This is a genomic window from Pirellulales bacterium (genome assembly GCA_035656635.1).
Taxonomy (GTDB): Bacteria; Planctomycetota; Planctomycetia; order Pirellulales; family JADZDJ01; genus DATJYL01.
Genome location: DASRSD010000087.1, coordinates 1 through 11,897, shown reverse-complemented (window position 1 = coordinate 11,897; position 11,897 = coordinate 1). Strand labels below are relative to the sequence as shown.

Below are 11,897 nucleotides of genomic sequence, written 5' to 3'. Positions count from 1 at the left end.
GGTCGCGCGTCGCGGAAGAGTTCTTGGAAGACTTCCCCCTTGAGCACCACCCGATGCTCATCGGCCAAGAGATCATAAACACACAGGTCGCCGGAGAATCGGCGAAAAATTGAATTGTTGCTTAATTTGCGGCTCCGCGAATTGACTTTAGATTCGCAAAAATCACTTCGGCAAGTGATGAATGAGATTGGCGCCGACGCACAGCGCAACGGCTTGACGCCAGAACTACTCGCGGAGTTATTCAATGGCGAATGAACTCCGCGTGGTGTTCGACGCCAATGTCTTCATCAGTGCCGTTTCTGGCGAAACTTGTTCGAAAGCCTTGATGGGCAGGCCGATTGCGTCCAAATTACTTGCATTCGTTCCAAGAATCTGAAACTTTGGGCGAATACCGGGGTATGAACGGGTGATCGGGCTTCCCGAGTGGCACGGTCGGGCTATCTAATCAGCGCGCCGGGAATCCATTGTTCAATACTCCAACGTCGTTTGGGAAACTTCATGACCAGTGCGGTGGAATTAAGCGGCGTGACCAAGCGCTTTGGCCAGCACACGGCTGTCGATGCGCTCGATTTGGCGGTGCCGGCCGGCAGCGTGTATGGGTTCATCGGCCCCAACGGCTCGGGGAAAACCACCACGCTGCGGATGATTTTGCGGATTTTCTATCCCGACCAGGGAACTGTGCGCGTGCTGGGATTGGAACACGGCGCGGCAGCCGACGATCGCATTGGGTACCTGCCGGAAGAGCGCGGACTGTACAAAAAAATGCGCATCCGCGACGTGCTGCGATTTCACGCGGAATTGAAAGGCCGGCGCCAGTGCCGCGCGGCCATCGACGAGTGGCTGGCCCGCCTGGATTTAACCGCCTGGGCCGACAAGCGCGTGGACGCGCTCTCCAAGGGCATGTCGCAAAAAGTGCAATTCATTGCGGCGGTGATTGCCGAGCCGGAGCTGGTGATTTTGGACGAGCCGTTCAGCGGGCTGGACCCGGTCAATATGGAAACGCTGAAGGACATTGTGCTGGCGCTGAAAAAACGGGGGACCACGGTCATCTTCTCCACGCACGATATGGACGTGGCCGAGCGAATGTGCGACACCATTTTCATGATTTTCCGCGGCCGAAAAGTTTTGGATGGCACGCTGGCCGCCATCCAAAGCCAATATGGGGAAGACACCATTCGGATCCGCACCGCTCAGGGGAACGGGGTGTTGGAAAATTTGCCGGGCGTGATTCACGTGAACGATTATGGGCGCGATCAAGAATTGCGGATTGCTCCGGGAACCGATTCGCAATCGCTGCTCGCGGAACTGGCCCGGCGCACGCGGATCGAACGGTTCGAAATTACGCGGCCGTCGCTGCACGATATTTTTGTGCGGATTGCCGGACCCCAGGCAGCGGGTAGTGCGCAGCAGGCGGCGGGCAGCGGGCAGCGCGCGGATGTAGAGGTGATGGGATGAGCGGGTGATGGGGTGAGTTTCGAATGGGGAATGGGGAATAGAGAATGCGGAATGATGAATGCGGAGTGATTCGCGGTGAAAAGTTTAGCCGCGACGCGGTAGCGGAGCGATGAATGCAGATCGCAGATTGAACGATGCAGCAGCCGGCAGTCCGACAGGAGATTCAGCGTGCGTAAAACGATGATCATTGCGCGGCGGGAATATCAAGCGCTGGTGCGCACTAAGGCGTTCATCATTTCGCTGGTGCTGATGCCGATATTCATGTTGGGCGGAATTTTCTTGCAAGTGTTTTTGAACGGCCGGGTGGATGTGAGCGAAAAAAAGGTGGTCGTGCTGGACGGCACCGGGCGTATCTTCGCGCCGCTGGAAGCCATGGCCGAACAACGGAACGGCTCTGCGGAAAAAAATGAAGCTTCTGGAAAGAAAGCCCGCGGCGGCATTGCACTGGAGCAAGGCCCCGCCAGTGCCGTGACCGACGAAGAGCGGCTGGAGCTTTCCGATCGCATTCGCCACAACGAAATTTTTGCGTTCGTGGAAATCGATGCCGACGCCTTGCAGCCGGGGAAAGACAAAGCCCAAAACCAAACGCCGGTGCGCGTGTATTCCGAAAGCATTGCCCACGATGACGTTGCCCGTTGGCTCATGCAAAGCATCCAGCGAGTAACGTTCGCCCTGCGCTTGCAAGATTCGGGCTTGGACTCGGCGACGGTGGCCAAGGTGGTCATGCCCGTGGGCATTGAAGAATTGGGATTATTCAGTCATTCCGCGGGCGGCGAAATTCGCAATGCGGACCAGGGAGCGCGGAATCTGAACCTTTTCATTCCCTTCGGTTTGGTCATGTTAATGTTCATGTCTTTGATGATTGTGTGCCAACCGATGCTCACCAGCGTGCTGGAGGAAAAACAGCAGCGGATTGCCGAAGTGCTGTTGGGCTCCGCCAGTCCATTCCAACTGATGATGGGCAAGCTGATTGGCAACGTGTGCGTGGCGCTTTCGATAGTGGGGTTGTACATGTTGGGCGGTTACCTGGTGGCGGCACACTATGGATATGCCGACATGCTGCCGCTGTGGCTGATCGGCTGGTTTTTGACGTTCGAAATTCTGGCATCGGTGTTGTATGGGTCCGTGTTCATTGCCGTGGGGGCGGCCTGTTCCGATTTGAAAGATTCACAATCGCTGTTGATGCCGGCCATGTTGTTCATGATTTTTCCGTTGATGGTGTGGTTCAACGTGCTGCAAGAACCACTGAGCAGTTTTGCGGTTTGGGTATCGCTGTTTCCGCCGGCCACGCCCATGTTAATGCTGCTGCGGCTGGCGGCCTCGCCGATGGTTCCCATGTGGCAAGCGGCGCTGGGGATTTTGTTGGTGCTGGTGACCGCCATGGTGTGTGTGTTTGCCGCCGGGCGCGTGTTCCGGATTGGAATACTTGCCCAGGGAAAGGCCCCGAAGCTGAATGAATTGGCCCGCTGGGTGGTGCGGGGATGAGGCAGAAGGCAGAAGGCAGAAGGCAGAATGGGGAATGGGAATCCGGAACGATTTGCAATGTCGAGTTTAGCCGCGACGCGCTAGCGGATCGCGTGAATACGCAGAGCCGCGCGCGTAAGCAAGCGGCAGGCAGCACACAGCGGGCGGCGGTTTATGGCGCGCCGCCAAGCAGCGGCTTAAGCAGCCGGCCGGTGTGATTGTCGGGCAGGGCGGCAACTTCTTCGGGGGTGCCTTCGGCAACAATGTAGCCGCCGGCTTCGCCCCCTTCGGGCCCCAAATCGATAATCCAATCCGCACATTTCATCACGTCCAAATTGTGCTCGATCACCATCACGGTGTTGCCCAAATCGACCAGGCGCTGGAGCACTTCCAGCAATTTGCGAACGTCGTCAAAGTGCAGGCCGGTGGTGGGCTCGTCGAGCAAGTACAGCGTGCTGCCGGTTTCCACACGGGCTAGCTCAGTAGCGAGCTTGACGCGCTGGGCTTCGCCGCCGGAAAGCGTGGTGGCCGATTGGCCGAGCGTGAGGTAGCCCAGCCCCACTTCTTGCAGGCTGCGAAGCGGCCGCGCAATGAGAGGAATGTTTTCGAACACGGCGGCGGCTTCGTCGATGCGCAAATCGAGCACGTCGGCAATCGACAGATTTTTGAATTTCACCTCCAACGTTTGGCGGTTGAAGCGTTTTCCCTCGCAGACTGGGCAGGTGACGTACAAATCGGGGAGAAATTGCATTTCAATTTTTTTCGCGCCGTAGCCTTGGCATTCCTCGCAGCGGCCTCCCTTGGGCACCGCGCGCGGCTTACTGGCAGCCTCCGGCGTGGCGGCCGCAGCTTTCGACTTGCTCGAACCCGCCGCGGGCACGTTAAAGCTGAAGCGGCCGGCGGTGTAGCCACGCTCTTTGGATTGCGGCGTGGAAGCGAACACTTTTCGGATTTCGTCGAAAATGCCGACATAGGTTGCCGGGTTGCTGCGCGGCGAGCGGCCAATGGGAGCTTGGTCGATCACGATGATTTTATCGATCTGATTCACGCCCCGCAGGCTGGTGTGCGGGCCGGGCTTGGGGCCCTGGCCGGCTAAGCGGCGCACCAGTGCGCGGGCCAGCGTTTCGTTGATCAGCGAGCTTTTGCCCGAGCCGCTAACGCCTGTGATGCAAATAAATACGCCCAAGGGAAAGCGGGCGTCGACATTTTTCAAATTGTTGGTGGTGACCCCTTCCAGCGTGATGGAGCGCGTTTTTGTTCCGCGGCGGCGCTCGGTGGATACGGGAATGGCCGCCGCGCCGGACAGATAACGGCCCGTAAGAGAATTGGGGTCAGCGGCCACGGCGGTGGGCGGGCCATGCGCCACAATGTGGCCCCCGTGCGCGCCGGCGCCGGGACCCAGATCGAGCAAATCGTCGGCCTGGCGCATCATGTCGGCATCGTGTTCCACCACCAGCACCGTGTTGCCTTGCGATTGCAAATCTCGCAGCGCCACAATCAGCCGTTGGTTGTCGCGCGGGTGCAGGCCGATGGAAGGTTCATCCAGCACGTAACACACGCCTACCAGCCCGGAACCAATGCCCGTGGCCAAGCGAACGCGCTGCAACTCGCCGCCGCTGAGAGTATCTGCCGCCCGATCAAGCGTGAGATAATTCAGGCCGACTTGCTCCAGAAACGCCAAGCGCGAGCTAATTTCCGCCGACAGCGGCTGGAAAATGGGCGAATCGTCCTCGGCAATCTCGGAGGGAAGCGCTTCGAAAAACCGGCTCGCTTGCTGCACCGTGAGCGCCGTGATTTCGTGAATGGCTTTGCCGCCGATGCGAACGCTGCGGGCTTCGGGCCGCAACCGTGCGCCGCCGCAGGCTTGGCAAACCACTTGGCCGCGAAAGGCAGCTAACCGTTCTTGATCGGCAACTTTGGTGGCGGTGGCAAACTCTTTTTCCAACAGCGTCAGGAGGCCCAGGAAAGTGTCTGCCGATTCTGCAGCCCCCATCACCCCGGCCCTCTCCCGTGCGGGGAGAGGGAGATTTGTGCCTCGTAAAAACTTTTCGCGTGTGGACGGCTTCCACTGGGCGTAAGGGGTATCCCAGGTTAAATGGTGCGCTTGTAAAAACTCCGCCAGGGCCTGTTGATGCCGCTTGGCTTGCGCCGGCGTGTCGTTTTTCCAGGGAACCACCAATCCTTTGGCTAGCGAAAGTTGCTCATCGCCCAAGAGCAGCTCCGGATCGAATTCTTCCCGCGCCCCTAGCCCTTCGCAGGTTGGGCACGCTCCGTAAGGACTGTTGAAGCTGAACGTGCGCGGCTCCAGCTCCTCGTAATTGATTTTGCAATTCGGGCAGGCGTAGAGCGTGCTGAATAACTGATCGCGCCATGGGCCGGTGCTGGGGCCACTTGCATCGCGCAGCTGAGACGCCACCAGCACGGACCCTTCGCCATGCGTAATGGCCAGGTTGAGCGACTCGGCCAACCGGTCGTCAATGCCTTCGCGAATGACGATGCGATCGACCACCGCTTCAATCGTGTGATTTTTTCGCGGGGCTAATTCCGGCGGCTCGCCTCCGATATCGAGCACTTCGCCATCCACCCGGGCGCGTTGGAAGCCGGCTTTGCGAATGGCTTCGAACACTTCCTGGTGTTGCCCTTTGCGGCCGCGGAGCATGGGAGCCAAAACCATGATTTTCGTGCCTGCGGGAAATTGCAGCAGTTCCGCGTTAATTTCCTCGGGCGATTGCTGCCGAATGGGCGTGCCGCACTGGTAGCAATAAGCGGTCCCCAGCCGCGATACGAGCAGCCGCAAATAATCGTAAATTTCGGTCACGGTGGCGACCGTGCTGCGCGGATTGGCGTAGCCGGCGCGCTGATCGATGGCAATGGTCGGCTGCAGACCTTCGATGAAATCGACATCGGGCCGCTCCATCTGGTGTACAAATTGCCGGGCGTACACCGACAGGCTTTGGATGTACTGCCGCTGCCCTTCGGCAAAAATGGTATCGATGGCCAGCGAGCTTTTGCCCGATCCGCTGACGCCGGTGATGACTACGAGCTGGTTGCGGGGAATGTCGACATCGATGCCCTTCAAATTATGAACCCGCGCGCCCCGAATGCTGATGAACTCGCCGTCTGCGGCTTGCTCGCTGGCCGTCGCGCTCGTGGGTTTAGACTGCTCCATTTGCACCGTATGCTCCAGGCAGCAATTTCGACAGTTTCCCAAACTACTTAGCGTACTTGGCGAATCGTGACCCGTACAGAGACGCCCGACGTTTGCATCTGGGCATCCATTTCGCAAGCATGTATATTCCGGCCGACAGTTGCATTGCACCGCGCGCTCAGCCAGAATGGCACGGCTGTTCCGATACTTCAGGCACAATTTACGACATTTCCACCTCAGCAATTCCCATGTCCATCGGCGAACAAATGCAACAACGGGCCGAAGAATTTCGGACCCGGTATCAAGCGGTGAAAGAGCAGGTGGGGCGAGTCATTGTCGGCCATGACGACATTGTGCACGGCGTGCTCACGTGTCTGTTGGTGGGTGGGCATTGCTTGCTGGAAGGCGTGCCGGGGCTGGGAAAAACGCTGCTGGTGCGCACGCTGGCCAAAACACTCGATCTGCATTTTTCGCGGATTCAGTTCACGCCCGATCTCATGCCGGCCGACATCATCGGCACCAACATGGTGATGGAATCGCCCGATGGGAAGCGATTTTTCGAGTTTCAACAAGGGCCGATTTTCACGCAGTTGTGCCTGGCCGACGAAATCAATCGCGCCACGCCGAAAACGCAATCGGCCATGTTGGAAACCATGCAAGAGTTTTCCGTCACCGTGGCCGGGAAAGTGCATCAATTGCAGCTGCCGTTCTTTGTGCTGGCCACGCAAAACCCCATCGAGCAGGAAGGCACGTATCCGCTGCCGGAAGCGCAGTTGGATCGATTCTTTTTCAAGCTGCTGGTCGGTTACTCCGGCCGCGACGAATTGGCGACCATCATCGACCGCACTACGCGGGGGGAAATTATCGAGCCTGACAAAGTGATGGACGGACCGGAAATTTTGAAATGGCAGCACTTGGTGCGCGAGGTCATTCTGGCGAAGCACGTGCAAGATTACATCGTGCGGCTCATCTTGGCCACGCATCCGACCGGTGAGTTTGCGCTGCCCATCACCAATCAATATTTGCGCTGGGGCGCTAGTCCGCGAGGAGCGCAAACGCTGGCGCTGGCCGCCAAAGTCCGGGCCTTGCTGGAAGGCCGCTACAACGTGAGCTTTGAAGACATCCGGCGAGTGTATTTGCCGGCGCTGCGGCACCGGGTGATTGTCAATTTCGAAGCCCAGGCCGAAGGCATCGACACCGACCACGTGCTGTCGGAAATTCTGGAAAAGCTCCCAGAAAAATCCGGCGAAGCAGCCGCTTAAGGAAAGCGGCGCGGAGGCCGCAGCGTAAGCAATGTGGCATAGTAAGCAATGCGGCAGTAAGCAGTGTGACACAGCGAGCGGTGCGGCATATTTCGCGAAACGATACATTGATTCTTATTTAGCATTTTTAGCATTGATTCTTTTTTAGCCGGAGGGCCACGCCCTCCGGAGACGGGCCAGTGGTGGACAACCAGTCGTTGTTCTCCGGAGGCTATGAGCTTCCGGCTAGCGGGACTAGCGGTTGTAGGTTTTCGAGTGGACAATCAGCGGTTGTTCTCCGGAGGCCTCCTAGTGAAAGACCAGCGGGCTAGTGTTCTACTCGTCGAGCTGGCTAAGTTCGAGGCATTTGCCGTGCCGGTTTACTTATTCACTTATCACGCTTACTGCTCTTGGATGCCGGACCGGCAACGCGGGTTCGTGCGTCGCCATGAGGGAATCTTGCCGCCGAATCGAGCGCTTTCGAACATCTACAAACGACAGACGGTCGATGAGGAAGTGAAATTCAATGCGCAGCTTCAACGATTGCTAATTGACGAATTAGTCACATCGTGCGTCAAGCAAAACTGGCGGCTGCATTTTGTCGCCACGACCGCCAGCCACGTGCATACGCTGGTAAGCTGGCGCTCGGCGCACACATGGAAACAGGTGCGGGTCTCATTGAAGTCGTCCCTCTCGCGGCGGTTTAACAAAGATCAGGGGCGGCGGCGTTGGTTCAGTGAAGGGGCTAGCCGAAAGCGCATCCAAAATAAGTCGCACTTCGATTATCTAGTAAGCTCGTATTTGCCCCAGCATCGCGGCTGGAAATGGCAGGAAAAGCGCGGTTTCTTTCGTTAAGTAATAGTGCTTGCGTTGAGTAGCGGTGCTTTCGTTAACAGCGATTTCGTTAAGTAATAGTGCTTGAATAGCCGGAGGGCCACGCCCTCCGGAGACTGGCCAGTGTGGACAATCCGTGGTTGTTCTCCGGAGGCTGTGAGCCTCCGGCTAGTGGCGGCTCGTGCGGCTATTTTCGTGGTGCGAACGTTCGCTTCATTAAAAAATGGGTCGTACCGTCCAAGATTGACCGCTGGGCGGCGAATCTATTGTGGTAGCATCGGCTCGATCAAGGAGCGGCCGGTGCGCTTTGATCGGCCGTGGCTGTGGCCAAAGTTTTCCATCCCTAGCGAAAGGAGCATTTCATGTCGTTCACAAAATTTCCGCGTACTTTTGGCCTAGTTGAGGGAATTGCTTGCGCTGTTCTGGTGGGCTTACTGACAGCCGCGGCGCGGGCAGACGAAGCCGCGGCAAAATCTACCGCCGCGCAGGGAAATGTGGAATTCGACTATGCCGATGCGCCGCCGGCCGCCATTGAACTCGATTTAAGCCAAGGCATGTTCCACGATTTATTCGGCATTGGCGATGCAGCCGTCGCCGGCGTTGCCGATGCACTGGCGCAATCGACCGACACGAAATCTGGCGCCGAAGGCGCTAAAATGGCCACCGAGCAACTTGCCGCCGCCCGCCAAATCGTCCAGCTCTTTGGCCAGCTAGTGCAGGGAGCGCGGGTTCGCATCTATCAGGGCATGAAGCAGCCGTCTGACCAGGCGGACAAGTTGCTTGCCCATTACGACGGCAAACTGCATGCGGAAAACTGGCAATGCATGTTGAAAGCGCGCCAGGGAGATCACATGGTCACCGTTTGGGTGTGCCGCAGTTCTGGGGCCATCAAAGGCGTGTTTGTGGAAGCCGCCTGCGATGGAAACTTGGTGCTGGCGAATGTCGTGTCCGATATTTCGCCGGAGAACGTGGAAAAGCTGAGCAGCGCCGCCACCAGCAGTGCGCTGCACGCTGGCTTGGGCCAGATGATTGAAGCGCACATGCGGAAATTTCAGCCCGCGGCGGCCCCAAGCAATCCGCATTCCACACAGCCTTAACGTGCTTGATTGCTCACCAGGGGCGGCAGCCAGGTGAACAGCATGTAACAACGCGGCGTGGCCCAATCGATCAGGGCCGAAAGGTTTAATTGACCCGAGGGCCCTGTCGCGCTGGAACTCGGTCCAAACAACATCGCATTCACCAATCCTTGTGGCAGGGTGTACTTTACTACCCGCACGTTGCGCGGATCGAGCTTGGCCAATTCGATGGCCCGGTCGACCGCGTCTTCCTCAAAGCCCAACTTGTCGACCAGCCCTAGTTCAAGCGCTTGCTTGGCGGTGAATACCTGACCGGTGGTGGCGGTGGCGAAGTTTTCTTTATTGTTGGCCAACTGCGGCCGGGCGTCGGCCACAATTTCCTTGAATTGATCGAACGTTTGATCGACCATAGCCTGCAAAATGGCACGCTCCTTCTTCGCCATTTCGGGAGAAAGTTTTTGCGTGGGGCTGCCCAATTCCTTGTACGGGCCGCTGACGACGGAATCGTCCTGGATTTTCCAGCTCTCCAGCAAATCGGCGACCGTGAAGTGCGGAATGATGACGCCGATGGAGCCGGTCCACGTGGTGCGTTCGGCGAAAATGGTGTCGGGCACGTCGCCGGCGGCCATCGACAAATAATATCCACCGCTAGCGGCGATTCCTCCCATGCTTACCACCAGCGGAATTTTCCGGCCCGTGCCTTCCCCTTCGCGGAGCATTTTCAATTGATGGTACAAATAATCGCTGCCCGTGACGGTTCCGCCGGGGGAATCGACGCGCACCACCACGGCCTTCACGTCGGGATCTTTCGCCACCTGGTCAATCTGCCATTTGGCAAAACCATCGTTGTGCATGATGGTGCCTTCAATGGTGATGATGGCCACCTTTTGCTGCGCAGTTTCGGAGTGAGAAACATACCGTTCCTCCAGGCGCGGATTCTTTTGCAAGTACTGGTCATAAGCGGCGCGATAACTCAAAGCAAACCCGATGGCAATAATCGCCGCAATCCAGGGGATCCGACGACCCCAGCGGCCAAACATGCTTTGATCTTGCAGGAGCACGCGGACCGGTTTATCGCCGGAATTGGAAGCGTCGGAATGGGACGGAGGAAGAATGGAAGACATGGCAAAACTCCTTATGCGGTAGGCAGTAGCAGAGTTGCATTTTAGAGCTTTGCCGCCGCGGCGCGGAGGTGACGGAGTTTTTGGGCCTTTCTTTCAAGGTATAGTTGCATCGGAAGGCCTCACGAATTAAGAAAGATAGGGAGTTTAGCGGCATTCCCCGTCCCCAGCACCTCGGATTCATCTCATGAACTACGAAAAATTTACGCCTCGAACCATGTTGCGCGTGTTGCTGATCGTTATTGCCTTGGCTTCGGGAGGCTGGGCCTTGTTGGCGGCGGAATGGAAATCGGGAAAAATTTATCCTGAACCGCTGATTGTCGATCCCGGTCCGCCAGGCGGTCCCCCCGCGGATGCCACGGTGCTGTTCGACGGGAAAGATATGTCGGCCTGGAATGGCGCTGATGATTGGGAAGTGAAAGACGGCGTGGTAACGGTGAACCCCAAGTCTCCGGAAAAACAAGCTGGCGCCACCACGAAGCAATCGTTCGGCGATTGCCAATTGCACGTCGAATGGGCGGAGCCGGATGCGGTGAAGGGCTCCAGCCAAGGCCGCGGCAATAGCGGCGTGTTTTTGATGAATCGCTACGAAGTGCAAGTGCTCGATTCGTACCACAATCTGACCTATTACGACGGTCAATGCGGCGCCATTTACAAGCAATCGCCCCCGTTGGTGAACGTCTGCCGCAAGCCGGGCGAGTGGCAAACCTATGACATTATTTTTGAAGCGCCGTGGTTCGATGAAAAAGGAAAATTAAGTAAGCCCGCTTACATTACGGTTCTGCAAAATGGCGTGCTGGTGCAAAACCACACGGAAATTCAGGGATCGACTTCCTGGGACCATCCCCCCACGTACGAGGCCCATGCTTACAAAGCGCCCGTGCAACTTCAAAACCACGGCAACCCGGTCCGCTTTCGCAATATTTGGATTCGCGAGTTGACGCCTAAGCCGTTCATCGAATCGGCAAAGCCTGCTAGCGAATAAGCACGCTGGCTGATCAAACTACTGGCGAAGAACGGGGGCCAATGTGCTATAATTGGCCGAGATGCCAACGTTCCAGCTTAAAATCCGACCGCTTGCTGATCGAACGGCCATTCACTGGCAAAGTTTCGCCGTTTTGATTGCGGCATTGGCGATTGGCCGGCCGGCGCTGGCGGAAGAGGGTATTTCGACATCGACCAGCTCCGGTCCCGCGAGCTCCCAACCAACCGTGGAACATAGCGCCGCGGCAGATCAAAGCGGCATCGATGCGGCGATTGCCCGGTTGGGCTCGGCCGATTATCGCACTCGGGAAGAAGCCGTGCGGAAATTGGTTGCCGCCGGCCAACCGGCCATCGCTCCTTTGGCCCAGGCTGCGCGCGGCAACGATTTGGAAATTTCCTATCGGGCGGTACGTGTGCTGCAATCGTTGATGGATCAGGATCAGGAAGCCATGCAGGAGCAAGCCGCCGGCGAGCTGCAAAAGCTGGCTGGCGATCAGAACAGTCCGATCGGCGGTTTGGCGAGCGACGCTTTGGCGGTTTATCATCTGTCGCTGCAAGACAAAGCCTTGGCCAC

At 57.7% G+C, this 11,897-nt stretch carries 10 protein-coding genes; 8 read left to right on the top strand and 2 right to left on the bottom strand.

Annotated elements, in window-relative coordinates; translation table 11 throughout:
* The first annotated feature begins 244 nt into the window (after window positions 1–244).
* The 3 genes from VFE46_08100 to VFE46_08090 all read left to right on the top strand — a co-directional run bounded on the left by VFE46_08100 (window position 245) and on the right by VFE46_08090 (window position 2,940).
* Window positions 245–376 carry a hypothetical protein gene (locus VFE46_08100; GenBank protein ID HZZ27954.1) on the top strand — a complete coding sequence of 44 codons (132 nt, stop codon included), beginning with the start codon at window positions 245–247 and terminating at the stop codon, window positions 374–376.
* 122 nt (window positions 377–498) lie between these two features.
* Window positions 499–1,455 carry an ATP-binding cassette domain-containing protein gene (locus VFE46_08095; protein ID HZZ27953.1) on the top strand — a complete coding sequence of 319 codons (957 nt, stop codon included), beginning with the start codon at window positions 499–501 and terminating at the stop codon, window positions 1,453–1,455.
* A 168-nt stretch (window positions 1,456–1,623) separates the two neighbouring features.
* A complete protein-coding gene (locus VFE46_08090) occupies window positions 1,624–2,940 on the top strand; it encodes an ABC transporter permease (GenBank protein HZZ27952.1) in 1,317 nt (438 codons plus the stop codon).
* A 151-nt stretch (window positions 2,941–3,091) separates the two neighbouring features.
* On the opposite strand, the gene uvrA is transcribed toward VFE46_08090, so the two are convergent.
* The gene (uvrA, locus tag VFE46_08085; GenBank protein HZZ27951.1) at window positions 3,092–6,088 is read right to left on the bottom strand and encodes an excinuclease ABC subunit UvrA; all 2,997 of its coding nucleotides are present in this window, start codon (window positions 6,086–6,088) and stop codon (window positions 3,092–3,094) included.
* Between the two features lie 227 nt (window positions 6,089–6,315).
* On the opposite strand from uvrA, the gene VFE46_08080 reads away from it, so the two are divergent.
* The 3 genes from VFE46_08080 to VFE46_08070 all read left to right on the top strand — a co-directional run bounded on the left by VFE46_08080 (window position 6,316) and on the right by VFE46_08070 (window position 9,239).
* On the top strand, window positions 6,316–7,329 hold the full coding sequence (locus VFE46_08080; GenBank protein HZZ27950.1) for a MoxR family ATPase: 1,014 nt from the start codon (window positions 6,316–6,318) through the stop codon (window positions 7,327–7,329).
* Between the two features lie 213 nt (window positions 7,330–7,542).
* Entirely contained in the window at window positions 7,543–8,163 is a 621-nt protein-coding gene (locus VFE46_08075) for a hypothetical protein (GenBank protein ID HZZ27949.1), read from the top strand.
* A gap of 341 nt (window positions 8,164–8,504) precedes the next feature.
* Window positions 8,505–9,239, top strand: coding sequence for a hypothetical protein (locus VFE46_08070; protein HZZ27948.1), 735 nt, complete (start codon window positions 8,505–8,507; stop codon window positions 9,237–9,239).
* Here VFE46_08070 and sppA read toward each other — a convergent pair.
* Window positions 9,236–10,342, bottom strand: coding sequence for a signal peptide peptidase SppA (sppA, locus tag VFE46_08065; GenBank protein HZZ27947.1), 1,107 nt, complete (start codon window positions 10,340–10,342; stop codon window positions 9,236–9,238). The genes VFE46_08070 and sppA overlap by 4 nt on opposite strands.
* 184 nt (window positions 10,343–10,526) lie before the next feature.
* On the opposite strand from sppA, the gene VFE46_08060 reads away from it, so the two are divergent.
* The gene (locus VFE46_08060) at window positions 10,527–11,324 is read left to right on the top strand and encodes a DUF1080 domain-containing protein (GenBank protein HZZ27946.1); all 798 of its coding nucleotides are present in this window, start codon (window positions 10,527–10,529) and stop codon (window positions 11,322–11,324) included.
* Window positions 11,325–11,457: 133 nt separating this feature from the next.
* Window positions 11,458–11,897 (top strand): hypothetical protein (locus VFE46_08055; protein ID HZZ27945.1); only part of this gene is annotated, 440 nt, incomplete at its 3' end.